The following is a 26,188-nucleotide window of genomic DNA, read 5'->3' on the forward strand; positions in this document are numbered from 1 at the left end:
CCGAGCCCGAGCCGGAACCCGAGCCCGAGCCGGAACCCGAGCCCGAGCCGGAACCCGAGCCCGAGCCGGAACCCGAGCCCGAGCCGGAACCCGAGCCCGAGCCGGAACCCGAGCCTGAGCCGGAACCCGAGCCTGAGCCGGAACCTGAGTCTGAGCTGGAACCCGAGTCGGAACCATGACTGCGGCGTCGTAGCGGTCTCGCTCGTCACCCGCGCCTGGCGCTCTGTCGAATCCGGTCGCGCTGGGGTTCAATTCGCGACGCTCGGTACTCGTGCGGGCAACGGGGACTATTGCGATTTCTTGCTGATCTTCTTGTTGATCGACTCTTGATAGATGTCGGCGTGGGTGGGCGAGTCCTTGATCAGGTCATCGCAGAAGGCCGCGACGTCGTCGCCGATGCGGTCCAGGACGCCTTTGCCTTCCGCGGCGCCCTCCTCGAAGAAGTCGAGAATTCCCGGGAGTAGGGTGCCATCGACCAGGCCGACCGGGCCGATTTTGAAGTAGTACTTCTGGATCTCCTTGTAGACGATCTGATAGTCGGGCGGGAGCGCCTTGACTCGCGCCACGTGCGCTCGCCATTCGCGTTTGCCTTCGATGATGTCGCGGATGCCCATCGTTATCCTCCTGACCGGCTCAGTTTCCGGGCGATGTTCTTGTTCAATTGTTCGCGCCACTTGTCGCGGAAGTCCTTGGCTCCCTCTTCGCCGGCGATCGCCGCGCAGAAGCCCTGGACGTCATCACCCAATGCCTCGTGCACGCTCTGACCGTCCGCCGCGGCCTCTTCGAGCAGGCCGAGCGCCCCGTCGAGGATCGGCATCAAGTTACGGCCAGTGATGTCCGAGTAGGGCGACAGCCGGACCTTGATCTGCTCCCATGCCGCTAGGTGTTCGGCCGGAAGGGCTTCGGCGCGCGCCTCGAATGCCTTGTATTCCTTGGTGAGGTCGCTGCCGGTGATTTTCTCCCAGAAGCTCATTTATGGTTTTCCTTCAGCTCGTTGATGCGCGACGAGACGTATTCCCATTTCGTCCAGAAGGTGGAGAGTTCTTCACGCCCCGCGTCGTTGAGCGCGTAGAACTTGCGTGGCGGGCCGACTTCCGACGGTCGTTTCGACACATCGACCAGCCCGTTTTTCTCCAGACGCACCAGGATCGTGTAGACCGTCCCCTCGATGACGTCCGCGAAGCCGAGTTCGTTCAGCCGGCGCGTAATCGCGTAGCCGTATGTCGCATCGGTGCCGATGATCTCGAGGACGCAGCCTTCGAGCGTGCCCTTCAGCATCTCCGTCAAGTTTTCCGTGGCGTCCTCCTTTTGTCGGATCACGCTACTCGGTGGTACCGAGTACCACTAGACTGTATCACACAGTAGAGGGGGGCGGTCCACAGCGGAAAGGTGGTTACTACGGGGGCGCCGACGTGGCGAACGCTGCAGCTCCGGTGTGCGATTCGTGCGCCCGCACTCGACCGGCGGCGTGGAGCAATCAGTTCGCTCACGCTGGCTGGCCCATTCATATGAATCCTTTACGCCTTTGCGTTTTGTTTTTACGGCCCAATGGTTTTCGTGCCGCGGAGGCGTTCTGCGGTGCGCGTCACTATTGCTCAGCGCGGATTGACATTGCTGGAGTCGGGCGCTCATGATTGGCGTCGGAAAGCATCCGGCATTGCATGGAGATGCCCACTGCAGCATGAAACATGCTGTGCGACTGCCGCATTCGCTTCGGCGTCGCTGTGCGCTCAATTCCGAAACAAGCTCACGAAGAAAGAATCTGATGAAGTTCCGTTCTATTGCGGCGACCGCTGTCTTCGCCGCCGCTGCCCTGTCCGTCACCTCCGTCACCGCGAATATGGCGTACGCGCAGCCGGTGCCATCGATCGACACCCCGGTGACCGCCGAAATCGCACCTGGAATTCACTACCAGGCGAGCCTTGCCGATCATTCCGTGGTCGTCTCCACCGACCGGGGTTCGTTTGCGGCCAAGGATAATCGGTTCGAGATCATCGACGGTGCGGGTAAGCCCGTTGTCTCGCTGCCGCTGAGCTACGAACTGGCCGGGAAGTCCTTCCCGATCGCCGCCGCGATCGACGGCAACACCGTCACCCTGACCCCGAGCACCGATCCGGCCACCGCCACCCCCGCCGTCCCGAATACCGCAACCGCCAAGGAAATCGACGCCACCGCGAACCCGAACTTCAACCAGGCGCTGAGCAACCTCACCAACGAGGTAGGCGTCGGCGTGGCGATCGGCAGCCTGATCGGCACCGCCATCGGCGCGACCATCGGTTGTATCGCGGGTGGCCTCCTGGTCGGCGCCGGCGCGGGCGCGGTAACCATCGGAACCCTCGCCGTACCCGCCGGCATCGGCGGCTGTCTGGTCACCGGTGCGGCGCTCGGCGCCATCGGCGCGGTGGCCGGCACGATCTTCGTCGGTGGCCCGGTCGCGACCGTCGCCCTGCTTCAGTTCGCCACCGAACTGGCCAACCCGCCGGTCCCCACCGCCTGATCCTCGCGCACCGTGGCGGTGACCGAAAGCTCGGTCACCGCACCACAGTATGTCAGCCGATCTGCCCGGCGCTGGGGGAGAAGTTCCACTCAGCTCACGCTACGGGCGGGGAGAGTGTGAGGGTCAGAGATCGAATCGGCCGATCTGCACCGCGCGATTGAAGGTGTCCCAGGCTGCCGGTTCGAACACGAGCACAGGACTGTCGTACCCGAGCTTCGAATCGCGGATTCCTACCGAACCGTCCACGAGGTGAGCGGCCTCCACACATTCGCCTTGACCACTGCTTCGGCTGCTCTTGAACCAACGGGCCTTGGACAGATCGACGTTCACGCGGCGTGCTCCTCTGCGATCTTCAGGATGATTTCCCTGGTCGAGTCCTGGTCCAACGCTACACGGCTGATCTCGGCGAAGGCGTCGCGGTAGCGGCAAACTTCGGTGTCACGTTCCAGGTACAGATCGCCCGCGTACTCCTCGACGTAGATCACCGGTGGCTCGATGAGCCCGGTCGCGGGGAGCTTGGGGAACTCCAGCAGCACGAAGGATCCCACCCGTGAACCGAGGTGTGTCGGGGCGTCGTATGGGACCACGCGGACCGAAACATTCTCCCGTAGGCCGACTTCGGCAAGGTGTTGCAGCTGTGCGGATATGACTCCGCGCCCGCCGACCTGATCACGGAGCACCATCTCGCTGAGAATGGCGTCGACGGCGAAGTCGGGTTCGGCCAGCCGTTCCTGTCTGCGCATGGTTACTTCCACGAGCTTTTCGACTTGCTCCGACGGCATTTCGGGGCGCTCCATCCACACCATGGCGCGGCGATATTCCGGTGTTTGGAGGACCCCCGGGACGATGGTGACCTTCCAAATGGCGAGCTTGCGCGCCGCCTCTTCGAGGCCCATGTAGTGGTTCACGCCCGGCCGAATCTCGTCGGCGTACGCGCGCCACCACCCGCCCTCGGACTTCTGTGCGGTGCGGACTTCCAATGCCAGCCCCAACAGCATTCCGCGTTCCTCGCCGGAAGTCTGATACGCATCGCACAGCGTATTGATGTACAGATCGGACACTTTCGTGGGTTGGCCGTCTTCCATACGCCCGATCGTCTGCTGGGATACGCCGATCACTCGTCCGGCCGCTGACTGGCTGATGTTGTGCCGCTCTCGAATTCGCTTCAACTGTCGTCCCAGCGCGCGTCGCGCGAGCGTAGATCCGGTCGCCATCTCGTCAGCCTCACTATCCGGTACTGCGGACTATGGAGAGCTTCGTTGCGGGGCGGCCCGAGAAGGAGAGTGGCTGACTTGCCCCGTGTTATCCGTTCTGGATTCTCCAACGGTAGCCCGCGCGGGTGTGCAATGGACGGGTATCGGGCGACCAGGGGCACGACTCGCCGGATACTTCCGAATCTGAAATGGAAGGGGAGTCAACGATGTACGGCCTTCCACCCCGGCACCATCACGCGCTACCGGTGATGACGGTCGCCGAAACTCACCTGGTGATGCAGGAGCAGCACCTCGACTGTCTGGTCTCCGTGTGCGACCGTAAACGCCAAGCCAAACTGAGGCTCGTAGAAGCCAGACACCTGATCCCCGCGGATTTCCCACACGTGGGGAGTTGAGGAAATGGCCTGGGAAACATGGGTGCTCATGGCCTTGGCCATTGGCTGTCTGCTTGTGACGGTTTGGGGATTTGCTGATCACCGGAGTGAAGGCGAGATCCGATATCTCAGACTCGGCTCCATTGGTGCAGACAGTTGCTTATATGTCCGCGCTATCGGGTCGGCAGGCCGATTTCATCGTGGCAGGCATCGAGCCGGACTCCCGTGGTCGCCCAGGAAGCATACCGCCGTGCTGCCGTTACGCCACGCTTCATCGAAAGGTGTTATGCCCGGGAGGAATTGAACCCCCAACCTTCTCCTTCGAAGGGAGTTGCTCTATCCGGTTGAGCTACGGGCATGTGGTTCCCTCGGGGCGGCACGTACAGCATCTACAACAATGCAAACCCGTCATGAGCTGCGAATTTCCGCCGATATGTCGATAGTTCGTCGTGTTAGTCGGCGGTCACCGTAGTTGCTGGCTCCAGTGGACTCAAGTGCGCGGTAATGCCAAGTTCCGGATTACCGGCCTATTCATGCACTAACCTCTGTTGCCGGTCAGTTTTCTGACTGTTCATGGGTCTAAGTGCATGTTCAGGCCGGACGTGATCGCTGCTGTGCTTTCCGAACGCGACATCCTGACACCAGTCCCTTACTAGCCGCTGACCGTGCTGACTGAATCGGCCGGCACGGCGCGGCGGAAGGTCAACTGGCCGTGTCGATCCGAGGCCGAGCCGTACGTCGTGCACTGCAGAATTGAACAGTTTCGCGACCGTGGGGTGGCTACGTCTGATCGCCCGAAAGGAGGCGCTTCACCTCGCGTAGCCGTTGCTCGTCTATCGGTGCTCGAGGACGTGCGCGGTAGGCGGGGTCGAGTGGAACGAGCCTGACCTGGTAGCCGTGATGAGTGTGGTGAACGACCTCGAACTCGGTGATGGTGCCGAGGGCCGGCCACTGATCCGGAGAGTCTGGAAGGTGGAGTACGTCCACGAATCCCCATGGTGGCTGGCCCAGGTCGACGAACAAGCCGATGGTTCCCGGTCGAGGGATCTGTGAGACCGTGCCCGTAACGTGGTGGCCGATCGGGTAGATCTTGCGAGCGATTTCGAGATTCAGTTCGGTCGGTTCATGGTCCGTCATTGTTCGACCATTTCAGCCAGTTGATCGTCCGACCGTTCTCAGGCTTTGTCACCGGCCGGTATCCGGTTGCGGAAGCGGTCGGATTCGCTGTGGCCGTTCGGGGTGAATGGGTCGGTTTCGCGGTGGTAGGGGCCGGGTTTCGGGCGGGGTTCGCCGCCGGGGAAGGCGAGACGGACGATGGTGCGGTGGACCATGGCCCACTGGCGGGAGAAGGATCCGGAGTTGTACGGGAGTTGGTAGCGTTCGCAGAGATCTTTGACCCGGGGCGCGATTTCGGCGTAGCGGCTGCTCGGCATGTCGGGGAACAGGTGGTGTTCCACCTGGTAGCCGAGGTTGCCGCTGATGATGTGGAAAAGCGGGCTGCCCTCGATGTTGGCGGCGGCGACCAGTTGCCGGGCGTACCAGCCACCGCGGCTCTCGCTTGCGACCTCGTCCTGGCTGAAAGTGTAGGTCTGGTCGGGGAAGTGGCCGCAGAAGATGATGGCGTGCGCCCAGACATTGCGAATGATGTTGGCGGTGAAGTTCGCGGCGACGGTGGCCAGGAAGGCGCGTTCCATCCCAGGGAGCAGCCGATCGAGCAGGTTCGTGACCGTGCCGGTGCGGCGGCCACCGCCGATTTTCCTCAGTCCCTTGCTGATTCGTGAGGTCGAGGATTGCGGCAATCGGTTGCGGAGTACGAGCTGTGCCGCGCCGAACGCCGCCGCGCTCACCAGCGGCCAGCCGAGATAGTCCTTGGTGATCTGCGCTCGTGCCTTGCCCGCGATGCCTTTGAGATCCTGCCAGACTTCCGGCATCGGCTTGTCTCCGGCGCGGATGGCCTCGATATCCATGTCGTGGAAGGCCACTCCCCATTCGAAGAAGGCCATGAGCAGCACGTTGTAGAACGGCTGGGCGAGGTAGAAGGCACTCCACTTCTGGTTCGGGTCGATCCGCATGATCTCGTACCCGAGGTCCTTGTCCTTGCCGCGAATATTGGTGAAGGTGTGGTGAATGTAGTTGTGGGAGTGTTTCCATGCCTCCGCGGTGGAGGCGGTGTCCCAATCCCAGACCGTCGAGTGGATGTCGGGGTCGTTCATCCAATCCCATTGGCCGTGCATGATGTTGTGGCCGATCTCCATGTTCTCCAGGATCTTCGCCATCCCCAGGCAGGCGGTGCCGACCAGCCATGCCGGGGGAGAGACGGAACCCAGCAGCAGTGCCCGGCCCGCGACGGCGAGCTGGCGCTGGGTGGTGATCACGGATTTGATGTAGCGGCGGTCGCGGTCGCCGAGGTCGGCGTAGACCTCGGCGTGGATGGCGTCGCATTCCTCGGCGAGCTGTTGCAGTTGCCGATCGCTGAGGTGCGCAAGGGGATTGGATGCCGTCTTCATGTCGGTCCTTTCAGAGTTCGATGTCGATGTCGCCCTCGGCGGTGTTTACGCAGATCCGCACGGCCTGACCGGTGGGTTCGCTGACCTCTCCGGTGCGCAGGTCGCGCAGCTTGCCCAAGCGCAGGACACCGATGCAGGTGTGGCAGATGCCGATGCGGCAGCCGTGGCGCAGGTCCAGTCCCGCCTGTTCTCCGGCGACGAGAATCGGTGTGCCGCCGTCGCATTCGGCGTCGATGCCGCTGCGCTGGAAGTGCACGAGCCCGCCCTGCCCGCCGTGCTCCGTGCCGCCGATGAGCGGCTGGAACCGTTCCATGTGCAGTTTGTCGGGGTTGCCGTGAGCGTTCCAATGCTCGGTGAGAGCGTCGAGCATCCCCGGCGGGCCGGAGCAGAATGCCTCGCGTTCACGCCAATCCGGACATAAGGTGTCCAGATCGCCGGGTGTGAGCCTGCCGCGTTCGCCGGTCAGCCGGATGTCGAGCCGCAGACTCCGATGGCGGCGGTCCAGATCCCGCAGCAGCGCATCGAACATCACCTGCTCGGCCTTGCGCGCGGAATGCGCGACGACCATGTCGCCGAGCGCCCCGCGCCGATCGAGGCTGCGCAGTATGCTCGCGATCGGTGTGATGCCGCTTCCGGCGCTGAGGAACAGCAGCTTTGCGGGTGTCGGTTCGGGCAGGGTGAACACACCCTCGACCTCACCGAGCCGGACCACCTCGCCCGGCTGGATCTCCCGCACCAGGTAGGGCGATACGACGCCGTCTTCCACGACCTTCGGCGTCACCGATATCAGCCCGTCGGCCGCGTCCGGATCCGAGGTCAAAGAGTATGCGCGCCAATGGAAAACGCCATCGATGAGCACCCCGAGCCGAACATACTGTCCCGGCCGATGCCCACCCCACTCGTACCCGGGCCGGATGAACACCGACGCCGCCTGCGCACCCTCCGGGACCACCTTCTCGACCCGCCCGCGCAACTCCCGCGTCGTCCACAGCGGATTGATCATCTCGAGGTAGTCGTCGGGCCGCAGCGGGGTGAACAGATGTCTGAGAGCCCGCAGGAGCAGCAGCCTCCCACGCGATACCTTCGGTCGAGCACCCCGTTCCGCCATGTCCTGAGGCGTAACACTCGTGCACTGAAATAAACACCAGCTGTGAGATCTCATCACTGAACGCTGATGATTTCAATGCAAGTGGCAGAACGTTTGTTCACTCGCGTTGGTGCTTCGGTGAGTGCGGCGGCGTGGCATGGCAAGGGGACTCGTCCACCTGCAACCCGCGCGTTCGAACCGTTGAGTGTCGGGTGGCTCGTGGCCTGACTACTCGGGGGTGCGGCTGGCGAAGTCGAAGGAGTCGCCGTCGATGCCCCAGGAGATGACTCGGTCGGGGTGAATTCGGATGATCGCGCGCTCCTGGGGTTCGAACGGGGGCTCCTCGTCGTCGAGCGCTTCGGCGGTGCCGCGTACTTCGATGCCGCGAATCACGTATGGCTCCAAGGAAACCTGTTGGTCGATGACGAACGACACTCGGCTCCCCGCCTCGCGTTGCGAGACTTCAGCTTCCGCTCCACCCGCCCGTGTACGCACCGCCCAGTAGGCGGCGCCGCCGGCGGCGCTTGGCTTCCTGGTCGGGGGTGGGCTGTGCTGGTGGGGGCTGCTGGGCGGGCGGGGGTTCGGGGTCGCGCTTCGTTTTGCGGAAGATGCCCATGTCGAGCTCCTGTTCTGTGTGATTCGAAGTGATCGGTTGTGGATCCCGGTCTCCGGCAAGGGGTTCGGATCAGGATGGGGTGGGTGGGTTGGCCGGTGTTGCGGTGGCGACGATTTCCTGTAGGGCGGCTATGTGGCCGGTGAAGGCTTCGCGGCCGCGGTTGGTCAGTTGGGCCCGGACCTTGCGGCGGCTGCCTTCGAGGCGGCGTTCGGTGGTTATGTAGCCGGCGTCCTCTAGGGTGGCGAGCTGTTTGGAGAGGGCCGAATCCGATAGGGCCAGGCGGTCTTTGAGGTAGGCGAACTCGGCCCAGTCGGCGGCTGCGAGGGTTGCGACCAGGGTTAGTCGAGTGCTCGGGTGGATGAGTTCGTCGAAGCGGGGCTGGGTCACGCGCGGAACCAATGCCGCAGGACGCGAAGGATTTCCGGGCCGCCGAATCCTATGATCGCGGCCACCAGAATGCCCGCCCAGATTCCGGGGCTGCGGTCGCCGTCCGCGTCCAGGGCCATCGCCACGCCGACGGTGAGGGCGACGAGCGCGATCAGCATGCCCACCACCACAATTGGGGTGCGGTGTCCGGCCACGGCCGCGCTGACCCGCACCTGATCGGTGCGGCGACGACCGTCGAGAAGCCGCGAGGCGACGTACGAGTGCCCGGCCCCGAAGATCAGCGTCGCGGCGAGTACCAGCCATCCCGGCCCGAGATCCCCGATCGCGCCGAGTACTACCCAGGCGGTGGCCATCGCCCACCAGTATCCGCGCGGCAGCCCAACCTCCTCGGCGACTCGGCGGCGTGCCTGCTCAACCGCGTCCAATGCGGCTCGTGCCTGGTCCGGTTCGACATTTTCCATGGTCTCCCCACTTTCCTACTTGGAAAGTAAGACTCCACTTTCCTGCCAGGAAAGTCAAGGGCGAGCTGTGAATCCGGGGCTGGACGCCGAGGTGGGCTCGGAGTAGGTTCCCTGTTATACGGCACCGTATAACAGGAGGATTGTTATGACTCTTCCCCCAGGTCAGCGCGCCGCCGAGGGATTTCCGCGGTTCGGGACGCATCTGCACCATCCACCTCCGGCCGTGCCTGCCGATCCGGTGATCGAGATCGGCGGGGCGCTCACCGAGAGCATTACCTTGTCGTTGGAGGATCTCGCGCAGCTGCCGCGGCAGGAACGTAAGGCCGACTTTCACTGTGTCGCGGGGTGGTCGGCCACCGATTTGCTGTGGGAGGGAACGTCATTCGAGGTGCTCTACCGCACGCGGGTCGAGCCCCTGATCGAGCCGGGCGCGAGCATCAGTCATGTGGTGTTCGAAGGGCTCGACGGATTCAAGTCGATCGTGGTGCTCGAGGACGCGCTGGCCGAGGACGTGCTCATTGCCGACCGTCTCGAGGGACGCCCGCTCGATGGCAACCATGGCGCACCGCTGCGACTGGTCAGCCCCAGCCAATATGGGTTCATCAGCACAAAACACCTGTGCCACATCGAATTTCATACCTCCGAACCCCCGGCCGCCGACCGCCTGTCACCCATTTCGGGCCACCCCAGGGCCCGGGTGTGGCACGAGGAGCGCAATCGCTACCTTCCCGGCCGGATAGTGCGGCCCGTCTACCACTGGCTGGTCGCACCGATCCGCGCCTTGAGCGCCCGGGGCAGCGTCAAATCCCCGCTCTGATCGAAGTGCGGCCCAGCGGTTTCGGGCCTGGAGTGCGTGGTCCCGGTCCAGCGACGCTCTGATATACCGTGTCGACGGCACCGTATCGACGGGTTTCGGGCGAGAGGAGTCACCGGTGGGCGTGCCCCGCACTCCACGTCAGGCGTGGATCGAGCAGGGATTGCAAACCCTTGCCGCCAGTGGCGTGGACGCGGTGCGCGTCGAGGTGCTGGCCAAGGCGCTCGGCGTGACCAAGGGCGGCTTCTACGGCTACTTCGCCGATCGCGACGCGCTGTTGGAAGCGATGCTGGCCGAGTGGGAGCGCGAGAGCGTCGACGAGGTGCTCGAACAGGTCGAGCAGGAGGCCGATCCGCGGGACAAGGTCGTGCTGGCCGGGCGGCTGACCCTCTCCAACGACCGCATGCTGGCGATCGACCTGGCGATTCGCGACTGGGCGCGGCGAGACGAGTCGGTGGCCGCGCGATTGCTCCGGGTGGATGAGGTGCGAATGGACCTGCTGCGCACCATGATCGGCACCTTCTGCTCCGACCCGGACGAGGTCGAGGCCCGCAGCCTCCTCGCATTCTGCATGGCCATCGGCAATCGGCTGATCACCGTCGACCACCAGGGCCGGACCCGAGACGAAGTCCGCGCCCGCGCCTCGGCCATCATCCTCGATCGCCCCCCGGTCCTTCCGCCGCCGGGTTCGTGATCATGAGCCAGGTACCGTTGGGCGGTGAACCCAGCTGATACGCGATCCCTCAAAGACGGCGACCTCGACACCCGCGAGGAGAATCTGCGGGCGCTGCTGGATCGAGCCGCCGAAGGAGACGCGTCGGCAGGGGAAGCGCTGCGAGCGCTCGTCCGCGACTATCCCGACTACCACCGGGCGCTGTACAGCCGGGCATTGAATCGCGCGGCGGTGTTCGGAGACGATTCGCTGCGGGCTCCACTGCTGGCGGCACTCGCCGACACTCGATACAACTGCCAGGCCTGGGCCGCGATGGGATGCGCGGCGCTCGGCTTCCGCGAGGCCGTTCCCGGCTTGGTCGCCATGCTGGACCATCCGCAGGACATGGCCCGGGATCAAGCGGTGATCGCACTGGGCGTACTCGGCGACGAGTCGGTGGTGCCGGAGCTCGCGCCCCTATTGCGCGATTCGATCTCCGGGATGCGTGAACGCGCCGCCGAAGCCCTCGGCATGATCGGCGGCGATGCGGCCCTCGCGGCGCTCTGGGACGAATTCGAGAACCGCAAGTACTTCCGCATCGGCTATATCGCCAGCGCGCTATCCAGATTCACGCCCGACATCATCCCGAGGTTGGTTGAGGCGGCCGAGAACGGCGACGCGGATCAGCGCTACTGGGCGGCCGTCGCACTCGGCTCGACCGGTGACGATCGCGCCGTGCCGACATTGGAACGGCTGATGGCCAACGACCGCGGCCAAACAGTCTTCGATGGCGTGGTCAGCGTCGCCGCGAAGAAGGCCCTCCGCACGCTGCGACGAATCCAAACCGCCATCGCGGCCCGTGAATCGGAATAGCCTGCTCTTCCTTCAACTGAAGACCTGACGCGGGGCCCGTTCCATGGAACGGGCCCCGCGCGTGGTCGATCTAGTTCGTCTGCAGGCTGGTGAGCTGGACGGTGATATCACGGGCGGCGCCGCCCATGCACGGTCCCGCGACCGCGCCGGCGTCGATACCGGCCTGGGTGGCCGTGATCGTCCCGCCCGCGTCCTTGCCGCCAGTGATGGGCACGGTGTTGCTGGCCGGGGGAGGCGCCATACCGCCGGGGACATGCCACGGGCCGGCCACCGTGCTGGTCTGGCCGTCGTCCCAGGTCAGTAGGCCATTGATATTGACCTGGGTATCCCAGCAGCTGGCGGTGCCGGTGAAGTCGCCTTGGAAGTTCTTGATACCGCAGCCGTTCACGGTGCCATTGAAGGTTCCGTTCACGGGGGCTGAGTTCATTCCGATAGGTGAACTCGCGAAGTGCAATTGTCCACCGCTGCACGATTCAGCATGTGCGGAGGGCGGCAGGAACACCACGGGGATCATTGCCGTGGCGGCTGCGCAAGCAATAGCCGCGATGTGCCGATTCGTTTTCATTGTGAGCATCTTCTCCTTCGATCGAGGTAGACCAGGGAGTGAAGCGCTGGAGCACAACATGAACTGCGATGACATTACCGGACCGCGCGAGCTGGCGATTATTCCCTATGGTCCGCTCGTCAGGTTTCACCGATCGCATCCGAAAGTGTTCATTACCCCCACATCGCCGAAATTCAAGCAGCAGTTGATTATTGCCGACCCGGTGCACGGACTGGACGCCCGCCCAGCCGAGCTGCAATGGGCCACAGGCACACAAAACGCGGGCCTTCGCCGGAGGCGATCAGAGTCCGAATAGGGGGAACAGCGCGGACCCGTGGAACGCGACGATTCCGCTGACGCCCGCGGGGGTGATCGTCAGGACGTGCAATGCGTGGGGGCGGCGTGCACCGTCGGGGTCGCGGATGTACATCGCGAAAGCGGGTTGTCCGTTGGCGGAGGTGGGGATCAGTTGGGCCGGTCCGATCACCCGCATCTGTTTGGCCAGGAAGGCGAGGATGGTGTCGCGGCCCTCGAACCAGGTTGCTATCGGAGGCATTTCCCAGCGTGCGTCCTCGGTCAATACCGCGACGAGTTGATCGACATCGGCGGTTTCGAATGCGGTGACGTAGCGGTCGAGCAGGGCTCGCTGCCGTGGTTCGGCCGGGTCGGTCAGGCTGCTCGCTGAGAGGGACTTGGGTTCGCGCTCGTTGCAGCGCGCTGTTGACGGCTGCTGTCGTCATCTCCAGGAGTTTCGCGACTTCGGTTGTCCGCCATTGCAGTACGTCGCGCAGGATCAGCACAGCTCGTTGTCGCGGTGGCAATTGCTGGAGTGCCCCCATCAGGGCGAGCCGCATGGTCTGTCGTTGCATCACGATGGTCGCCGGGTCGGCCGGTGTGGCGGTGAACAGGAAGTCGGGTATCGGCTGGAGCCACAACACCTCCGGCGTTCGCTCGACCAGCCTGGCCTCCGGGTTCGCCTCGGGGCCACCGAGATCGGCGGGTAGCGGCCTGCGCCTGCTTTTCTTCAGCGCTTTGAAACACGCCCGGGTCGCGATGCGGTAGAGCCAGGTGCGCAAGGACGACCGGCCCTCGAACCCGTCGTATGCCCGCCAGGCGTCGAGATAGACGAAGCAGAACACCTGCTTGCGAGTGTGGGTCTTGATGTGGTCGGGGAAGGTCACGTGCAGGCGCCGCCAGGTTTCACCGTCGGATTCGATGGGCTCGATCTCCTCGCAGGCGAAACCTGGCTGGGCGAAGAGGAACGGCGTATTCAAGTACGTCCAGAGTGCTTCCCCGGTGAAGTACGCGAGATGCAGGTCGTCCCAAGGCGTTTGGAATTGGTGGCCGTCGAACGACCGCTCCGGATCGTCACGCGCGTCGATGATCGTGCCGTCGGAGTGTTGCAGGACGACCCGGTCGGGCTCGAAGAGCGAGCGCCGATTTCGGCCGAGAAAGTCCATGGTCAGCCGTTCCCGCGTGGTATCCACCTCGAAGCGGATGTCCTTCAGCGCCTCACCCTGTCCCTTGACCTGCCAGAAGGCCCCGGTAATGGCGGCGTCGACGCGGATCGTCCGGATCCGGTTCCACCGGTCCGAACCACCGTGCGCGGCAATCGCGCTCGCGAGTAGATCGTTTGTTGCCTGGTCCTGTACTGCGACCGCTCTGGTCATCGCGACCACCTCCTACATATACAGAGGCGATCGCACCGCGAAAGTCATCGGTGCTCTCAGGCCGCCGCGGGGGGAGGTGTCGCAAGGTTCGCAAATTCGCAGGTCTGCTTCCGCAAAAATAGGCATTTGCGAGGTATTTCGGCTGACAACCAGGCTGCGTAGCGTGCGAAGAGTACCGGTGAAACGAGCCCTGGAGGACCCTGACCGTGAAGAACCACCTTGTCCGCACCCACCGCTCCGCCGAGCATTTCCCCCGCGAGGAGCACCTCGCGTGGCGGGTCGCCGAGGTCGCGGCGGATCCGGTGGAAGTCGCGCCGGAGACCGAGGAGATGATCGTCAACCGGATCATCGACAATGCCGCGGTCGCCGCCGCGTCCGTCACTCGCCGCCCGGTCGCCAATGCGCGGGCCCAGGCGCTGACCCACCCGTATGAGCCGGGTGCGACCGTGTTCGGCGTAGGCGGCAGCTATTCGCCGGAGTGGGCGGCGTGGGCCAATGGTGTCGCGGTGCGCGAACTCGACTTCCACGACACGTTTCTGGCCGCGGAGTACTCGCATCCGGGGGACAATATTCCGTCGATCCTCGCCGTCGCCCAGCATGCCGGGCGCTCCGGGCGCGACCTGATCCGTGGTCTGGCAACGGGTTACGAGATCCAGGTCGATCTGGTGCGCGCAATCTGCCTGCATGAGCACAAGATCGACCACGTGGCTCACCTCGGCCCGTCGGCCGCCGCCGGTATCGGCACCCTGCTCGGCTTGGACACCGAGACGATCTATCAGGCCGTCGGCCAGGCCCTGCACACCACGACCGCGACCCGCCAGTCCCGCAAGGGCGAGATCTCCAGCTGGAAGGCCTACGCCCCGGCGTTCGCGGGCAAGATGGCCGTCGAGGCCGTCGATCGCGCCCTGCGTGGCGAGGGTGCACCCTCGCCGATCTGGGAGGGCGAGGACGGCGTAATCGCTTGGCTGCTGCGCGGTCCGGACGCGGAGTACTCGGTGCCGCTGCCCGGCCCGGGCGAACCCAAGCGCGGCATCCTCGACACCTACACCAAAGAGCATTCGGCCGAATACCAGAGCCAGGCCCCGATCGACCTGGCGCGGCGCATGCGTGACCGGATCGGTGATCTGGACCAGATCGCGTCCATCGTGCTGCACACCAGCCATCACACCCACTATGTGATCGGCACCGGCTCGGGCGATCCACAGAAGTTCGACCCCAAGGCTTCTCGCGAAACCCTCGACCACTCGGTCATGTACATCTTCGCGGTCGCATTGCAGGACGGCACCTGGCATCACGAACGCTCCTACGCGCCCGAGCGCGCCCAGCGGTCGGACACCATCGCGCTGTGGAACACGATCTCCACCGCCGAGGATCCGGAGTGGACGCGCCGCTACCACTCGACCGACCCGAACGAGAAGGCATTCGGCGCGCGCGCCGAGGTCACGCTGAAGAGTGGTGAAGTGATTGTCGACGAGCTCGCGGTCGCCGATGCGCATCCGCTGGGCGCGCGGCCCTTTGCCCGCGAGCAGTACATCGCCAAGTTCCGCACACTCGCCGAGGGCGTCATCGCACCGTCCGAGCAGGATCGGTTCCTCGATGTCGCGCAACGCACTCCGGAACTGTCGGCCGCCGAGCTGTCGCAGCTGACATTCACCGTCTCCGATGAGGTTCTCTCGCGTTCGCCGAAGTCGCCGAGGGGGATCTTCTGATGACCGGGCTACTCGCCGCCACCACCTCGGCGGCCGACAAGCGCATCGCCTTCCGCGCCGGACTGGCGTCGGACACGATCCAACGCCTCCCGGGTGCCTTCAATCCCTTGGTGGCCAAGCTGATTCAGGAGATCGGCTTCGAAGGCGTATACGTCTCCGGTGCCGTGCTGTCCGCCGATCTCGCACTGCCCGATATCGGGCTCACCACCCTCACCGAAGTGGCCGGGCGTGGTCAGCAGATCGCCCGCGTCACCGACCTGCCGGTGCTCATCGACGCCGACACCGGATTCGGTGAGCCCATGAGCGCGGCCCGCACCATCACCGTCCTCGAGGACGCGGGCATTGCGGGCTGTCATCTCGAGGACCAGGTGAATCCCAAGCGCTGCGGCCATCTCGACGGTAAGGCCGTGGTGCCCGCCGACGAGATGGTGCGCCGCCTGCGCGCCGCCGTATCCGCCAGGCGCGACCCGAATTTCGTGATCTGCGCCCGCACCGACGCCGCCGGGATCGAGGGCATCGACGCGGCCGTCGAACGCGCGAAGGCGTATGCCGACGCGGGCGCGGACCTGATCTTCACGGAGGCGCTGAACACCGCCGCGGAGTTCGAGAAGTTCCGGTCCGCCGTTTCAATTCCCTTGCTGGCCAATATGACCGAGTTCGGCAAGTCTGAGCTGCTGAGAGCCGAGACGCTCGAGTCGATCGGCTACAACGCGGTCATCTACCCGGTATCGACACTGCGCCTGGCGATGTACGCCGCCGAGGTCGGGCTGCGCGAAATCTTCGAGACGGGAACACAATCCGGGCTGCTTGACCGCATGCAGCATCGCAGCCGCCTCTACGAACTCCTCCAATACGAGCGATACAACGAATTCGATTCCGACATCTTCAATTTCACATTGCGAGGGAATCAATGAACAAAGGTCTCGCAGGCGTCGTCGTCGACACCACCTCGATCTCCAAGGTGGTACCGGAAACCAACTCGCTGACCTACCGGGGCTACGCGGTCCAGGATCTAGCGGCCAACTGTAGCTTCGAACAGGTCGCCTACCTCCTGTGGTACGGCGAACTACCCTCCAATGCCGAGCTCGAACGGTTCACCCAGCAGGAGCGCGCCTCCCGTCGCGCAGACCGCTCGCTGCTATCCCTGGTAACCAAACTCCCCGACAACTGCCACCCGATGGACGTGGTCCGCACCGCGATCAGCTACTTAGGCGCGGAAGACCCACTCGAAGACGACAACTCCCCGAAAGCCAACCGCGCCAAGGCACTCCGCATGATGGCAGTCCTACCAACCATCGTCGCCGCCGACCACCGCCGCCGCCACGGCCTGGATCCCATCCCACCGCACTCACATCTCGGCTTCGCCGAGAACTTCCTGAACATGTGCTTCGGCAAGGTTCCCGCCCCCGGGCTGGTCAAAGCATTCGAAGTCTCCCTCATCCTGTACGCCGAGCACAGTTTTAATGCCTCCACCTTCGCCGCCCGCGTGGTCACCTCCACCCTCTCGGACATCTACAGCGCAGTCACCGCCGCCATCGGCGCGCTCAAGGGCCCGTTGCACGGCGGTGCGAACGAAGCCGTCATGCACGACATGCTCAAGATCGGCGATCCCGCGCTGGCCGAGCAGTGGATGCGAAACAAGCTGGCGCACAAGGAAAAAGTGATGGGCTTCGGCCACCGCGTCTACAAGAACGGTGACTCCCGGGTCCCGACAATGAAGCAGGCTTTCCTGAACATCGCCGCCGCCACCGACGGTGCCAAATGGGTCCAAATGTACGACATCCTCGAACACACCATGACCGAGGCCACCGGTATCAAACCCAACCTCGACTTCCCCACCGGCCCAGCCTATTACCTCCTCGGCTTCGATATAGAAGCCTTCACCCCCATCTTCGTGATGTCCCGCATTACCGGCTGGACCGCCCACATCATCGAACAGGGCGAATCCAACGCCCTCATCCGCCCCCTCAGCGAATACATCGGCGTCCCACAACGTTCCGTAGTCGCCTGACCCTGCCGGTGCGCGAGACCTCGGTCAGCGTAGAAACGTGACCAGTTCGGCGGCAACCAACCCATTCGATTATTAGTTCCAGAGCAATCGGAGTTCTGGTGAGACTCTTCGGATGTGTTGCGGTGCGGGCCTATTGACCCTCGGATGTGCCGAGCAGTTCGCGGAGCATGGCCGCGAGCTCTGTCGTGCGAGCGCCGTCATTGCCGCCGAGCGGCGCGGTCAGCTCCTCGCGCAGGCCGTAGACCAGGTCGATGGTCTGCCGGGCGGTTGTCACACCACTCTCGGTGAGTGACAGCTCGACGGCCCGTGGATCGGTCGAGCTGGTGGCCCGGGTGACGAGGCCGAGGCGTTCGAGCGCGCGGGCCAGTTTGGAGACATAGACCGCGTCGAGCCCGGTGAGGTCGGCCAGCTGTCGCTGACTTGGCCGACTTCCATCCCGGGTCATGCCGTAAAGCGGTGCCAGTAGAGAGTATTGGGCTTGCGTGAGCCCATGTGGCTCCAGCGCCCGGTCCACGGAGGCGCGCCAGCGCATGGACAGCCGCCAGACCAGGTAGCCCACATTGTTGCCGACTTCGCTCTCGGTATCCGCCACGCCGTGAAACTTTACATGGCAACTGTTTGTCTCGATCGGTGCAGACCCGCGCGTCAGCCGGAGTAGGACCAGCCGGTAATCGATTCCACGTCGATCCGGATAACCGGTCCGGTGGGCGGATCCTGCTGGTACTGAGGGTATTTCGTGCGGAGAAGGGTGACCGGCTCCGCACGCTCGGTCTCTTCGGTGAGGACCCGGGCGGAACCGTCCAGTCGCACCCACCAGAGCTGTGTCCAGTCATCGTCGTAGACATCCGCCAGTATCGACGCCCTGCCGGTGGCCGCGATGTTTCGGAGCCGCTGAAGATTCATGGTCGTCTTGGGTTTGTGATCGATCGCGATGACCACCACCGGATTCGCCGGGTCGGGTCCGACGGCGAAGGTCACCGGCGCGATGTGAGGTTCCCCGGCGGCACTCACCGTGGCGAGCCGGGCGACGCGGGCCGCGCGGAATCGCTTCAGGGACTCCCGTTCATTCAATCGCACCGGTCGAGGCTAGCCCCCGATGGTGCTCAGCGATGGGTGGCGAGGCCGTCGAGGATCAGGCGTAGGTTGCGGTTCCATTGGTCGGGGGTGGCCTGCACGCCGATGGTGCGGGGGTCGGTGGCGGCGCCCGCGAGCACGAAAGCCGTGTCCTGCCAGGAGATGTCGGCGCGCATGGCGCCCACGGTCTGGGCGCGTTCGACGAGGCGGCGGAGGCGGTCTTGCAGGGCGGTGATGAATTCGTCCAGGTCGTAGGCGCCGATGTCGCCCAAAGCCTCGTTGACGCCGCAGCTTTCGGCGCGGAGGCGGACGTAGATCGTGGCGAAATCGGTGAAACCTAGCCAGGGGTCGGGGTTGTCCAGGGCGTTGTCGGCGGCGGCGACTGCCTCTTCCAGGACCTCCTCCAGCACCACCTGCAAGAGGATCTCCAGGGAGGGGACGCGGCGGTAGAAGGTGCCTTTGCCGACGCCCGCGCGCTGGGCGATCTCCTGGGCGGTGACCGTCACTCCGGTGTCGGCGACGGCGGAGCGCGTTGCCGTGACCAGCCGTTCGAGATTGCGGCGGGCGTCGGCTCGGGGAGGCGTGCCCGGTTCGCGGGACAGCAGGCGGTCGACAGCGCTCATGCGCGAAGTTTAGCAATAAGTGGACTTCGCGAGTCCGGTTGACTATCGTCGAAACCGGACCAAGAGAGTCCGTTTAGCGAAGGGAGTGGCGGATGTCGGACACGATTCGGGTGGGAATCCTCGGGGCCAGCCCGGAACGCGGATGGGCGGCGCGGGCGCATATTCCGGCCTTGCGTGCGTTGCCGGAGTTCGAGCTCACGGCGGTCGGGACCAGCCGGAGCGAGAGCGCGTGGGAGGCGGCGCGGCTATTCGGCGCTGCACACGCGTTCACCGATGCCCGGCAACTGGCCGAGCATCCGGAGGTCGACCTGGTGGTGATCACCGTGAAGGTCCCGGCGCATGCCGAACTGATTCGCGCGGCGCTGGCCGCGGGCAAGCACGTCTATTCGGAATGGCCGCTCACGCAGACCACCCAAGAGGCCGAAGCGCTGGCCGGGCACGCCGCGTCCGCGGGCGTTCACCATATCGTCGGACTACAGGCGCGCTTCGCGCCCGCCATCGAACAGGCACGGCGGTTGATTGCCGAAGGGTATGTGGGAGAGGTGCTTTCGGCGACAGTCTATTCCGCGCGGGGCAAGGGCGCGGGCCGGAGAATCCCCGCCTGGGCCGCGTACACGCTCGATGCGGGCAATGGTGCGGGGCTGCTGGAGGTCGCGGGCGGACACACCCTCGACCCATTGGAATACCTGCTCGGCGGCATTGTCGAAGTCTCAGCGGAATTGTCGATCCGCAACCCGCACAACATTATCGAGGAAACGGGGGAGCGGGTGCCGGTCACGAGCCCCGACCAGCTATTGCTCAATGCGCGGCTGGCGAGCGGGGCCGTGGTCTCGGCGCATATCCACGACGCCAAGCTCGCCAATGGCCGCACCCGAATCGAAATCTCCGGTACCGAAGGCGATCTGGCCATCATCTCCGATGGACCTCTCGCCCCCGGCGGCATCCAGATGTGCGACCTGCGCCTACTGGGCGCCCAAGGCCCGGGCGGCCTCTGGCGCGACATAACCGAAGCCGATCACCACCCCGCCCAGCAGCTGCCCGGCGAAGCCCGCAATGTGGCGCGGCTCTACCGCCGTGTGGCCGAGGACATTCGGACCGGACAACACACCGCACCGAGCTTCCAGCGAGGTCTGCACATGCACCGATTGCTCGACACCATCCGCCGATCGAATTCGACCGGCACTCGGCTGCCGATAACCTCACAGCCTCAGCCGGGTCGGACCGAACAGCTTCCGCCGGGTCGGACCGAACAGCCCCAACTGGGTCGGACCGAGGAGCCCGCGCTATCTCGCTGAGCCCCTGCTATCTCGCTGAGCGCTCGCGGTCCGCGCTAGTCGGAGAAAGCGCCCATTACTGGCAGCCATTCGACGATGCGGCGGGCCTCGACGAAGCCCAGCTTGGCGAACGGGTCCTCGTCGAACAGCTTGGCGACGGTGTCGCCGTCCTCGGAACGCACCAGGATGAGGGCGCCGGTGCCGTCGGGGTAGGGGCCGCTGGTGAGGCAGATGCCCTCGTCGACCAGGTTGTTGAGGAAGCCGCGGTGCTCGGGACGGTTCGCGAGGCGGTCATCGGCGGTGGTGGTGGAGTAGGTGTAGTGCACGGCGAAGATCGGCATGTGAGTGCTTTCCAGACTTGGGATGGGGAGAGTGAAAATGTCAGAGCGTCAGCAGCATTCGAGTGTTGCCGAGCGTATTCGGTTTGACGTAGCTGAGGTCGAGGAATTCGGCGACGCCGGTGTCGTAGGAGCGGCACATCTCGGCGTAGACCTCGGCGGTCACCGGCGTGCCCTCGATTTCCGCGAACCCGTGCCGCGCGAAGAACTCCACCTCGAAGGTGAGTACGAACAGCCGCCGCAGCTCGATCTCGCGCGCCACGGAGATCAGCTGCTCCACCAGCAGCCGCCCCGCCCCGGTGCCCTTGACGTCCGGATGCACCGCGACCGTGCGCACCTCACCCAGATCGGCCCACAGCACATGCAGCGCCCCGCACCCGACCAGCCGCCCCTGATATTCGACCACCCAGAACTCCTGGACCGCCTCATACAGCGTGACCAGGTTCTTTTCCAGGAGGATCTTGCCGGCGTAGATGTCGATGAGTCGCTTGATATCGGGCACGTCAGAGGTTCGGGCGCGGCGCACGACCGGCTGAGTAGCCGTTTCGCCGCCGACCGAACCGCTGTGAGGTACCCGTGTTGTCATGGGGTGCACAGTAGTCGGCCCCGGTACCGATAGGCTTGGTGGTGTGTCGTACATCCAGTCCCCCCGCATACCGGAATGGTCCGGAAACCATGGCCGGTGCCACGGCCGGTGGGGGCTCTGGTGACGGTGCAGCGTGATGAGGTAGAGGGTCGCTGGGCGGATGCCGGTCCCGCGCGATCCGGATTCGCAGCCACTTCCCGATCCGAAGGGAACCCGGTCGAGACCGCGGCGGTGCCGCTGATGAATATCGCGAACGTGCTGACCGTGCTGCGCATAGTCATTGTGCCGCTGTTCCTGATGGTCCTGTTCGCGGCCGGTGGGCACGAGACGAACTGGCGTTGGGGCGCGGCGGCGTTGTTCGGCGTCGCGGCCATCACCGATCGCATCGACGGGCAGCTGGCCCGTAAATACGGCCTGGTCACCGACTTCGGCAAGCTGGCCGATCCGATCGCGGACAAGGCGCTGATCGGTGCCGCGCTGATCGGATTGTCGATGCTGGGCGATCTGCCCTGGTGGATGACCATCGTGATCGTGGCCCGCGAACTGGGCGTGACCCTGCTGCGCCTGGCCGTGGTGCGCCGCGGCGTGATCCCGGCGGGCCGCGGCGGCAAGCTGAAGACCCTGGTGCAGTCGGTGGCGATCGCTGTGTTGTTGCTGCCCGTTTCTGGCGGATTCGCCACGGCCGGAATGGCATTGATGTACCTGGCCGTCGCGCTGACCGTGGTCACCGGCCTGGAGTACGTCGTGCAGGCGGCCCGCATGTGGTTCGGTTCGCCGAGTGGCAGCCGTGCCGCCTGAAGTTCGGGCCATGTCGTCCGAACCCGCAGCGTCCGAACCCGCAGCGTCCGAACCTGCAGCGTCCGAACTCGCCTCATCCGTATCGATGGATCCGCTGACCGCTACGATTCCCGCCGCCGACCTGGTCCGGGCGCTGAATGCCGCCCAGCAGACCGTCGCGACCGCGGAATCGCTGACAGCGGGCCTGCTCTCCGCCACCATCGCGGGAATTCCGGGTGCCTCGGCGGTGTTGCGGGGTGGACTGATCGTCTATGCCACCGATCTGAAGCAGTCCCTCGCCGGTGTGAGCGCGGACACCCTCGGCACCGACGGTCCGGTCGCCGCAACCACCGCTGAGCAGCTGGCTGTCGGCGCTCGGCAGCGTTGCGGAGCGGACTGGGGAATCGGTTTGACCGGCGTCGCCGGACCCGAACCACAGGACGGCAGGCCCGTCGGCACGGTATTCCTGGGAATAGCCGGTCCGGAGGGCACGGAGGTCATCCGGTTGAAACTGTCGGGAGACCGGTGGACGATCAGGGTGGGTGCGGTCCGTGCCGCGGTCACCGAGCTCGTCCGGAGTATCAGGGGCGGGTGAGAGAGCCGGGAACGCGCGGCCGACGCCGGACGTTGTCCAGTCAAACGCTGGGTCCGGCGACACGAGTGTGAGGAGAACGAGATGACGCTGCTGCGAGAAGCCATCGGGGAGAGCTTGCGGCGTGCTCGGGTCGCCCAGAGCCGGACACTGCGTGAGGTCTCGACCTCGGCACGAGTCAGCCTGGGGTACCTGTCGGAAGTGGAACGCGGCCGGAAGGAGGCCTCCAGCGAGCTGCTGGCGGCCATCTGCCAGGCCCTGGATGTGCCACTGGCGCAGGTGCTTTTCGATGTGAGCGCGGCAATGGCCGACGCCGACAAGGTGGCCGCGCGCAAGACGGAGAAGCTGACCACGAGCGCCGTGACCGGTACCAAGCCCGCCGTGAAGGTGCCCGCCGGGAAGGCGAATACCGCCCTCGCGGCCGCCGCGACCGGCGTCACTCCGCGAGGCGGCGACGGGGACCTGCCTCGTCGTGGAGATGGAGCTTTCGGCCCCCGCATTGTCATTCCGGCCCCGCGGTCGGATCGGCTGGTGCTGGTGGCCGCCAAGTGAACGCTGTGCGGTGGAGCCGAAAGGGATAAATTCTCTGTAGGCTTCCTGCCTGAGACGTCGTGCGGCTGCCGCTAGCGACTGCTTGTAGGTCGCTCGTGACAGCACGGTCTCTGGCACGGCTGCCGCATAGTGGAGACAGGGAAACATGGGGTGCGTGACGGTCGCGCACTATGTCGCGCGGGCGCGCGCGACACGTCATATGGAGGCGGGATCAATCGATGGCTAATCCGTTCGTCAAGGCCTGGAAGTACATGATGGCCCTCTTCGATTCCAAGATCGAAGAGCACGCGGATCCGAAGGTTCAGATCCAGCAGGCCATCGAGGAAGCCCAGCGGCAGCATCAGGCCCTGTCGCAGCAGGCCGCGTCGGTGATCGGGAACCAGCGTCAGCTGGAGATGAAGCTGAACCGGCAGCTCGACGAGGTCGAGAAGCTGAATGCCAATGCGCGCCAGGCGGTCATGCTGGCCGATCAGGCGGCGGGCGCGGGGGACACCGAGAAGGCGATCCAGTACACCAATGCCGCCGAGGCTTTCGCGGCGCAGCTGGTGACCGCCGAGCAGTCGGTGGAAGACCTGAAGGTGCTGCACGACCAGTCGCTGCAGGCCGCCTCGCAGGCCAAGAAGGCCGTCGAGCAGAACGCCATGCTGCTGCAGCAGAAGGTCGCCGAGCGCACCAAGCTGCTCTCGCAGCTGGAGCAGGCCAAGATGCAGGAGCAGGTCTCGGCCTCGCTACAGCAGATGGACTCCACCCTGTCCGCCCCCGGCACCACCCCGAGCCTGGATGCGGTGCGCGAGAAGATCGAACGCCGCTACGCCAATGCCCTCGGTGCCGCCGAACTGGCCCAGAACACGGTCCAGGGCCGCATGATGGATGTCCAGCAGGCCAGCGTCCAAATGGCCGGTCACAACCGTCTCGAGCAGATCCGCGCCTCCATGCGCGGCGACGCCCTGCCCGCCGGCGGCAACGCCCAGCAGCAGGCCGTCCCGAACCCGGCCCAGCCCCAGATGAACAAGGGCCAGGCTCAGCAGCAGTAAGAGCAGTACCCGAAAGGCATTGCACGATGGGGAGATCGCGGGCTGAAGACCGTTCCGCGACCTCCCCTGCGCGTTTCCGCCTTCGTTCGCGCTCCGCGCCCGAACCTGTCCCGGGCTTCCCCTCACCGTTCCTCACCCAGCCCGCCCCCGAATCCGGCTCGCCCGAGCCGGATTCCGCGCAGCCCGGCGGGAGTGCCGCTGCGCCGCAGGGCCAGCCGACGCCCACAACCTCGCCCAGCGGGCAGCCACACACCCAAGCCGCGCCACCGCAGGGGGAGCCGGTGGCCGGTCTCCAACCCCCGGACGCGTCGCCGGGTGAGGCAACCGCGTCGTACACCCCGGGCACGTTGTCACACGGCGGCACCGCCCACATGCCTGCTCCTGGTTCGACCCAGCCGGGCTATCAAGCTCCCTCACCGCAGCCGAAGGCAGCACCCCGCAAGGGGAAAGGGCGTGCCCCAGCAGGATTCGCCGAGCCTTCGAACGACGGTGGCGCGCAGGCGCCTCCCGGTGCGACTCCGCCCGGATTTCCTGCCTCACCGCCGAATGGGCAGCGTTATGCCGGGACCGGTCCCGCCGCTTCGGAATTCGGTGGATCGCCCTCGGGCGCGGGTCCAGCTGGATCGCGTGGTGTATGGGATCCGGTGGCGGCTTTCGGTGCCGACGCCAGGCAAGGAACCTCCGGGGCGACATTCGATGCTTCGGGGTCGGGCGGTGCTCCGCGGTTCGGGTTCGACGCGGGTTTCCCCGGCGGGGCTGGGCCAGAGTTCAGTGCGGGAGCTGTTCCCGAGGGCAAAACCACGCGGCGGGGGAAGCGGGGGAAGGCTGCTCGGGTGGTGCGGGAAGCGTTGGCTCCGGCTGGGGTTGAGCCGGAGGAGTTGGCGCAGCGGCTGCCGGATACCTTGCGGGTGGTGGGGGAGCATGCGCTGGTCGCCGTGCGGAAGTGGGCTGATCCGCGGGAGCGGGAGTTGCGTAAGCGGCGGCGGATTCGGCGCAGGAGTGTGCGGTTGGGGACGGCCTCGGGGCTGACTACCGCGGGAACTGTTGGGCTGGTTTTGATTTCGGCTCCGGCGTGGGCGGTTGTGGTGGTCGGAGGTGGCGCGGTGGCGCTGGTTACCGGGACCGCCGTGACTACGCGCAGGTATTTGCAGCAGCGGCGGGAGCCCTTGCCGCAGGCGGCGTTCGTGCCGCGGAAGTTGCCGCCTTTGCGGTCGGCGGCACGGGCTTCGATTGCCCGATTGGTTCGGGCCGAGCGAGCATTGCATGGGCTCGGGGCGCAGATTGCGCGGTCGGGTCGGCTGCCTGCCGATGAGTTGGCGGACACACTGGCCACGGCCACTTCGGGTGCGGCGGCGCTGCATGCGCTGGCGGCCGATCTGGTTGCCATGGAACAAGCCGCGGGCGCGATGGGGGCGGCGAATTCGCCGCTGACCGAGCATGTCCGGGCAGTGTCGGTGCGGCTCGATGGTGGGGTCGTGGAGTTCGAGGGCATGGTGGGGGCCGCGGCTCGGGTGCTGGCGGTGCCGGAGAGTGCTGCGGTGGCCGATGATCTCGGTTGGGCGATGGTGCATTTGCGCGACGCCGCCGACCGATTGGACGGGTGGGCGCAGGCGCTCACCGATCTCGCCGATAGCCGGTATCGGGCAAACCCGTAGGTAGAGAACCTCTTACCTGGCTCCGATCGGTTGTGTCATTGCGCGACAACACCATTGGTGGCATCGGCGCTCACCGGGTCGGCACTGATGCGGGCCTCGGATCGGGTGGCGCGCGCTGTGGGTTCGGGAGGTCCCGGTGGGTGTGCGCTGAGGTGACGCGGCGGTGTTGCGGGCATCTCGATCGGTGCGGGCGGGGTAGGGGACAACCCTGAACTTACCCCGATATTGGCGCTGACCAGGTGATTTTCCTTCGCGCAGCGGCCAGTA

The 26,188-nt window shown here is 65.4% G+C and carries 33 protein-coding genes, 1 tRNA gene and 1 pseudogene; 14 read left to right on the plus strand and 21 right to left on the minus strand.

Translation table 11 applies throughout. The features are described from left to right. From AB0N05_RS07015 to AB0N05_RS07030, 4 genes are all read right to left on the minus strand, one after another. Nucleotides 1–209, minus strand: a 209-nt coding sequence (locus AB0N05_RS07015; protein WP_364688461.1) for a hypothetical protein, incomplete at its 3' end; no start/stop codon positions are given. A 78-nt stretch (nucleotides 210–287) separates the two neighbouring features. Beyond that, nucleotides 288–614 (minus strand): DUF1048 domain-containing protein, encoded by a 327-nt coding sequence (locus tag AB0N05_RS07020; protein WP_364688463.1) that lies wholly within the window; start codon nucleotides 612–614, stop codon nucleotides 288–290. A 2-nt stretch (nucleotides 615–616) separates the two neighbouring features. Further along, nucleotides 617–973: a DUF1048 domain-containing protein gene (locus tag AB0N05_RS07025; protein WP_364688465.1), complete on the minus strand. Its 357-nt coding sequence runs from the start codon at nucleotides 971–973 to the stop codon at nucleotides 617–619. After that, nucleotides 970–1,278, minus strand: a complete 309-nt coding sequence (locus AB0N05_RS07030) for a PadR family transcriptional regulator (protein ID WP_364688467.1) — start codon at nucleotides 1,276–1,278, stop codon at nucleotides 970–972. The genes AB0N05_RS07025 and AB0N05_RS07030 overlap by 4 nt, the downstream gene beginning before the upstream one ends. A 487-nt stretch (nucleotides 1,279–1,765) precedes the next feature. Between AB0N05_RS07030 and AB0N05_RS07035 the strand changes: the two genes are divergently transcribed. Further along, nucleotides 1,766–2,497 carry a hypothetical protein gene (locus AB0N05_RS07035; protein WP_364688469.1) on the plus strand — a complete coding sequence of 244 codons (732 nt, stop codon included), beginning with the start codon at nucleotides 1,766–1,768 and terminating at the stop codon, nucleotides 2,495–2,497. A 123-nt stretch (nucleotides 2,498–2,620) separates the two neighbouring features. Here the strand turns inward: AB0N05_RS07035 and AB0N05_RS07040 are convergent, their stop codons facing one another. The 3 genes from AB0N05_RS07040 to AB0N05_RS07050 form a co-directional block, all read right to left on the minus strand. Then, nucleotides 2,621–2,827, minus strand: coding sequence for a DUF397 domain-containing protein (locus AB0N05_RS07040; protein WP_364688471.1), 207 nt, complete (start codon nucleotides 2,825–2,827; stop codon nucleotides 2,621–2,623). Then, entirely contained in the window at nucleotides 2,824–3,711 is an 888-nt protein-coding gene (locus AB0N05_RS07045) for a helix-turn-helix transcriptional regulator (RefSeq protein WP_364688473.1), read from the minus strand. The genes AB0N05_RS07040 and AB0N05_RS07045 overlap by 4 nt, the downstream gene beginning before the upstream one ends. A gap of 659 nt (nucleotides 3,712–4,370) precedes the next feature. Then, nucleotides 4,371–4,444 (minus strand) — tRNA-Arg (locus AB0N05_RS07050). A 541-nt stretch (nucleotides 4,445–4,985) separates the two neighbouring features. Here AB0N05_RS07050 and AB0N05_RS07055 point away from each other — a divergent pair. Next, entirely contained in the window at nucleotides 4,986–5,138 is a 153-nt protein-coding gene (locus AB0N05_RS07055) for a hypothetical protein (protein WP_364688475.1), read from the plus strand. 122 nt (nucleotides 5,139–5,260) lie between these two features. Here AB0N05_RS07055 and AB0N05_RS07060 read toward each other — a convergent pair whose 3' ends face one another. The 6 genes from AB0N05_RS07060 to AB0N05_RS07085 form a co-directional block, all read right to left on the minus strand. Continuing rightward, the gene (locus tag AB0N05_RS07060) at nucleotides 5,261–6,592 is read right to left on the minus strand and encodes an acyl-CoA desaturase (RefSeq protein WP_364688477.1); all 1,332 of its coding nucleotides are present in this window, start codon (nucleotides 6,590–6,592) and stop codon (nucleotides 5,261–5,263) included. Nucleotides 6,593–6,602: 10 nt separating this feature from the next. After that, nucleotides 6,603–7,700, minus strand: a complete 1,098-nt coding sequence (locus AB0N05_RS07065; protein WP_364688479.1) for a ferredoxin reductase — start codon at nucleotides 7,698–7,700, stop codon at nucleotides 6,603–6,605. A 207-nt stretch (nucleotides 7,701–7,907) separates the two neighbouring features. Further along, nucleotides 7,908–8,114: a hypothetical protein gene (locus tag AB0N05_RS07070; protein WP_364688481.1), complete on the minus strand. Its 207-nt coding sequence runs from the start codon at nucleotides 8,112–8,114 to the stop codon at nucleotides 7,908–7,910. A gap of 28 nt (nucleotides 8,115–8,142) precedes the next feature. Then, a complete protein-coding gene (locus AB0N05_RS07075; RefSeq protein ID WP_364688483.1) occupies nucleotides 8,143–8,295 on the minus strand; it encodes a hypothetical protein in 153 nt (50 codons plus the stop codon). 69 nt (nucleotides 8,296–8,364) lie between these two features. Beyond that, entirely contained in the window at nucleotides 8,365–8,682 is a 318-nt protein-coding gene (locus AB0N05_RS07080) for a transcriptional regulator (protein ID WP_364688485.1), read from the minus strand. Further along, on the minus strand, nucleotides 8,679–9,143 hold the full coding sequence (locus AB0N05_RS07085) for a hypothetical protein (RefSeq protein ID WP_364688487.1): 465 nt from the start codon (nucleotides 9,141–9,143) through the stop codon (nucleotides 8,679–8,681). Before AB0N05_RS07085 ends, AB0N05_RS07080 begins: the two co-directional genes overlap by 4 nt. 145 nt (nucleotides 9,144–9,288) lie before the next feature. On the opposite strand from AB0N05_RS07085, the gene AB0N05_RS07090 reads away from it, so the two are divergent. The 3 genes from AB0N05_RS07090 to AB0N05_RS07100 all read left to right on the plus strand — a co-directional run bounded on the left by AB0N05_RS07090 (nucleotide 9,289) and on the right by AB0N05_RS07100 (nucleotide 11,482). Beyond that, a complete protein-coding gene (locus AB0N05_RS07090; protein WP_364688489.1) occupies nucleotides 9,289–9,960 on the plus strand; it encodes a molybdopterin-dependent oxidoreductase in 672 nt (223 codons plus the stop codon). A 115-nt stretch (nucleotides 9,961–10,075) separates the two neighbouring features. Beyond that, nucleotides 10,076–10,651, plus strand: a complete 576-nt coding sequence (locus AB0N05_RS07095) for a TetR/AcrR family transcriptional regulator (RefSeq protein ID WP_364688491.1) — start codon at nucleotides 10,076–10,078, stop codon at nucleotides 10,649–10,651. 24 nt (nucleotides 10,652–10,675) lie between these two features. Further along, a complete protein-coding gene (locus tag AB0N05_RS07100; RefSeq protein WP_364688494.1) occupies nucleotides 10,676–11,482 on the plus strand; it encodes a HEAT repeat domain-containing protein in 807 nt (268 codons plus the stop codon). A gap of 70 nt (nucleotides 11,483–11,552) precedes the next feature. Here AB0N05_RS07100 and AB0N05_RS07105 read toward each other — a convergent pair whose 3' ends face one another. The 3 genes and pseudogenes from AB0N05_RS07105 to AB0N05_RS07115 form a co-directional block, all read right to left on the minus strand. Continuing rightward, nucleotides 11,553–11,909 carry a hypothetical protein gene (locus tag AB0N05_RS07105; RefSeq protein ID WP_364688496.1) on the minus strand — a complete coding sequence of 119 codons (357 nt, stop codon included), beginning with the start codon at nucleotides 11,907–11,909 and terminating at the stop codon, nucleotides 11,553–11,555. A gap of 418 nt (nucleotides 11,910–12,327) precedes the next feature. Next, nucleotides 12,328–12,699, minus strand: coding sequence for a nuclear transport factor 2 family protein (locus AB0N05_RS07110; protein ID WP_364689573.1), 372 nt, complete (start codon nucleotides 12,697–12,699; stop codon nucleotides 12,328–12,330). Between the two features lie 79 nt (nucleotides 12,700–12,778). Beyond that, nucleotides 12,779–13,696, minus strand: a pseudogene (locus AB0N05_RS07115) (sigma factor); the annotation flags it as partial. Between the two features lie 206 nt (nucleotides 13,697–13,902). On the opposite strand from AB0N05_RS07115, the gene prpD reads away from it, so the two are divergent. The 3 genes from prpD to AB0N05_RS07130 are packed head-to-tail and all read left to right on the plus strand — an operon-like array spanning nucleotide 13,903 to nucleotide 17,416. Further along, entirely contained in the window at nucleotides 13,903–15,405 is a 1,503-nt protein-coding gene (gene prpD / locus AB0N05_RS07120; protein WP_364688498.1) for a 2-methylcitrate dehydratase PrpD, read from the plus strand. Next, nucleotides 15,405–16,319, plus strand: coding sequence for a methylisocitrate lyase (gene prpB, locus AB0N05_RS07125; protein WP_364688500.1), 915 nt, complete (start codon nucleotides 15,405–15,407; stop codon nucleotides 16,317–16,319). Before prpD ends, prpB begins: the two co-directional genes overlap by 1 nt. Beyond that, on the plus strand, nucleotides 16,316–17,416 hold the full coding sequence (locus AB0N05_RS07130) for a bifunctional 2-methylcitrate synthase/citrate synthase (protein ID WP_364688502.1): 1,101 nt from the start codon (nucleotides 16,316–16,318) through the stop codon (nucleotides 17,414–17,416). Before prpB ends, AB0N05_RS07130 begins: the two co-directional genes overlap by 4 nt. 130 nt (nucleotides 17,417–17,546) lie before the next feature. Here AB0N05_RS07130 and AB0N05_RS07135 read toward each other — a convergent pair whose 3' ends face one another. The 3 genes from AB0N05_RS07135 to AB0N05_RS07145 are packed head-to-tail and all read right to left on the minus strand — an operon-like array spanning nucleotide 17,547 to nucleotide 19,113. Next, nucleotides 17,547–18,008, minus strand: coding sequence for a MarR family transcriptional regulator (locus AB0N05_RS07135; RefSeq protein ID WP_364688504.1), 462 nt, complete (start codon nucleotides 18,006–18,008; stop codon nucleotides 17,547–17,549). Nucleotides 18,009–18,061: 53 nt separating this feature from the next. After that, nucleotides 18,062–18,493 (minus strand): TIGR03668 family PPOX class F420-dependent oxidoreductase, encoded by a 432-nt coding sequence (locus AB0N05_RS07140; RefSeq protein WP_364688506.1) that lies wholly within the window; start codon nucleotides 18,491–18,493, stop codon nucleotides 18,062–18,064. Between the two features lie 26 nt (nucleotides 18,494–18,519). Beyond that, nucleotides 18,520–19,113: a TetR/AcrR family transcriptional regulator gene (locus AB0N05_RS07145; protein WP_364688508.1), complete on the minus strand. Its 594-nt coding sequence runs from the start codon at nucleotides 19,111–19,113 to the stop codon at nucleotides 18,520–18,522. Nucleotides 19,114–19,205: 92 nt separating this feature from the next. On the opposite strand from AB0N05_RS07145, the gene AB0N05_RS07150 reads away from it, so the two are divergent. Then, a complete protein-coding gene (locus tag AB0N05_RS07150) occupies nucleotides 19,206–20,408 on the plus strand; it encodes a Gfo/Idh/MocA family oxidoreductase (RefSeq protein ID WP_364688510.1) in 1,203 nt (400 codons plus the stop codon). Between the two features lie 35 nt (nucleotides 20,409–20,443). On the opposite strand, the gene AB0N05_RS07155 is transcribed toward AB0N05_RS07150, so the two are convergent. After that, nucleotides 20,444–20,728 carry a YciI family protein gene (locus AB0N05_RS07155; protein ID WP_364688512.1) on the minus strand — a complete coding sequence of 95 codons (285 nt, stop codon included), beginning with the start codon at nucleotides 20,726–20,728 and terminating at the stop codon, nucleotides 20,444–20,446. Nucleotides 20,729–20,768: 40 nt separating this feature from the next. Next, complete coding sequence (locus tag AB0N05_RS07160) at nucleotides 20,769–21,311, minus strand: amino-acid N-acetyltransferase (protein ID WP_364688514.1); 543 nt, start codon at nucleotides 21,309–21,311, stop codon at nucleotides 20,769–20,771. A gap of 240 nt (nucleotides 21,312–21,551) precedes the next feature. Here AB0N05_RS07160 and pgsA point away from each other — a divergent pair, with 240 nt between their 5' ends. From pgsA to AB0N05_RS07185, 5 genes are all read left to right on the plus strand, one after another. Then, nucleotides 21,552–22,109 carry a CDP-diacylglycerol--glycerol-3-phosphate 3-phosphatidyltransferase gene (gene pgsA / locus AB0N05_RS07165; RefSeq protein ID WP_364689576.1) on the plus strand — a complete coding sequence of 186 codons (558 nt, stop codon included), beginning with the start codon at nucleotides 21,552–21,554 and terminating at the stop codon, nucleotides 22,107–22,109. A gap of 85 nt (nucleotides 22,110–22,194) precedes the next feature. Beyond that, complete coding sequence (locus AB0N05_RS07170; RefSeq protein WP_364688516.1) at nucleotides 22,195–22,683, plus strand: CinA family protein; 489 nt, start codon at nucleotides 22,195–22,197, stop codon at nucleotides 22,681–22,683. Nucleotides 22,684–22,764: 81 nt separating this feature from the next. Then, nucleotides 22,765–23,232: a helix-turn-helix transcriptional regulator gene (locus AB0N05_RS07175; protein WP_364688518.1), complete on the plus strand. Its 468-nt coding sequence runs from the start codon at nucleotides 22,765–22,767 to the stop codon at nucleotides 23,230–23,232. Between the two features lie 218 nt (nucleotides 23,233–23,450). Next, nucleotides 23,451–24,266: a PspA/IM30 family protein gene (locus AB0N05_RS07180; protein ID WP_364688520.1), complete on the plus strand. Its 816-nt coding sequence runs from the start codon at nucleotides 23,451–23,453 to the stop codon at nucleotides 24,264–24,266. Nucleotides 24,267–25,099: 833 nt separating this feature from the next. After that, the gene (locus tag AB0N05_RS07185) at nucleotides 25,100–25,921 is read left to right on the plus strand and encodes a hypothetical protein (protein WP_364688522.1); all 822 of its coding nucleotides are present in this window, start codon (nucleotides 25,100–25,102) and stop codon (nucleotides 25,919–25,921) included. The last annotated feature ends 267 nt before the right edge of the window (nucleotides 25,922–26,188 follow it).

This window comes from Nocardia sp. NPDC051030 (assembly GCF_040683015.1).
Lineage (GTDB): Bacteria > Actinomycetota > Actinomycetes > Mycobacteriales > Mycobacteriaceae > Nocardia.

Coding starts and splice junctions, on each gene's coding strand:
- AB0N05_RS07020 (WP_364688463.1), bottom strand. CDS start 614: ATGGGCATCCGCGACATCATCGAAGGCAAACGCGAATGGCGAGCGCAC.
- AB0N05_RS07025 (WP_364688465.1), bottom strand. CDS start 973: ATGAGCTTCTGGGAGAAAATCACCGGCAGCGACCTCACCAAGGAATAC.
- AB0N05_RS07030 (WP_364688467.1), bottom strand. CDS start 1,278: ATGCTGAAGGGCACGCTCGAAGGCTGCGTCCTCGAGATCATCGGCACC.
- AB0N05_RS07035 (WP_364688469.1), top strand. CDS start 1,766: ATGAAGTTCCGTTCTATTGCGGCGACCGCTGTCTTCGCCGCCGCTGCC.
- AB0N05_RS07045 (WP_364688473.1), bottom strand. CDS start 3,711: ATGGCGACCGGATCTACGCTCGCGCGACGCGCGCTGGGACGACAGTTG.
- AB0N05_RS07055 (WP_364688475.1), top strand. CDS start 4,986: ATGAGTGTGGTGAACGACCTCGAACTCGGTGATGGTGCCGAGGGCCGG.
- AB0N05_RS07060 (WP_364688477.1), bottom strand. CDS start 6,592: ATGAAGACGGCATCCAATCCCCTTGCGCACCTCAGCGATCGGCAACTG.
- AB0N05_RS07065 (WP_364688479.1), bottom strand. CDS start 7,700: ATGGCGGAACGGGGTGCTCGACCGAAGGTATCGCGTGGGAGGCTGCTG.
- AB0N05_RS07075 (WP_364688483.1), bottom strand. CDS start 8,295: ATGGGCATCTTCCGCAAAACGAAGCGCGACCCCGAACCCCCGCCCGCC.
- AB0N05_RS07085 (WP_364688487.1), bottom strand. CDS start 9,143: ATGGAAAATGTCGAACCGGACCAGGCACGAGCCGCATTGGACGCGGTT.
- AB0N05_RS07090 (WP_364688489.1), top strand. CDS start 9,289: ATGACTCTTCCCCCAGGTCAGCGCGCCGCCGAGGGATTTCCGCGGTTC.
- AB0N05_RS07105 (WP_364688496.1), bottom strand. CDS start 11,909: ATGAACTCAGCCCCCGTGAACGGAACCTTCAATGGCACCGTGAACGGC.
- prpB (WP_364688500.1), top strand. CDS start 15,405: ATGACCGGGCTACTCGCCGCCACCACCTCGGCGGCCGACAAGCGCATC.
- AB0N05_RS07130 (WP_364688502.1), top strand. CDS start 16,316: ATGAACAAAGGTCTCGCAGGCGTCGTCGTCGACACCACCTCGATCTCC.
- AB0N05_RS07145 (WP_364688508.1), bottom strand. CDS start 19,113: ATGAGCGCTGTCGACCGCCTGCTGTCCCGCGAACCGGGCACGCCTCCC.
- AB0N05_RS07150 (WP_364688510.1), top strand. CDS start 19,206: ATGTCGGACACGATTCGGGTGGGAATCCTCGGGGCCAGCCCGGAACGC.
- AB0N05_RS07155 (WP_364688512.1), bottom strand. CDS start 20,728: ATGCCGATCTTCGCCGTGCACTACACCTACTCCACCACCACCGCCGAT.
- AB0N05_RS07160 (WP_364688514.1), bottom strand. CDS start 21,311: ATGACAACACGGGTACCTCACAGCGGTTCGGTCGGCGGCGAAACGGCT.
- pgsA (WP_364689576.1), top strand. CDS start 21,552: ATGAATATCGCGAACGTGCTGACCGTGCTGCGCATAGTCATTGTGCCG.
- AB0N05_RS07170 (WP_364688516.1), top strand. CDS start 22,195: ATGGATCCGCTGACCGCTACGATTCCCGCCGCCGACCTGGTCCGGGCG.
- AB0N05_RS07175 (WP_364688518.1), top strand. CDS start 22,765: ATGACGCTGCTGCGAGAAGCCATCGGGGAGAGCTTGCGGCGTGCTCGG.
- AB0N05_RS07180 (WP_364688520.1), top strand. CDS start 23,451: ATGGCTAATCCGTTCGTCAAGGCCTGGAAGTACATGATGGCCCTCTTC.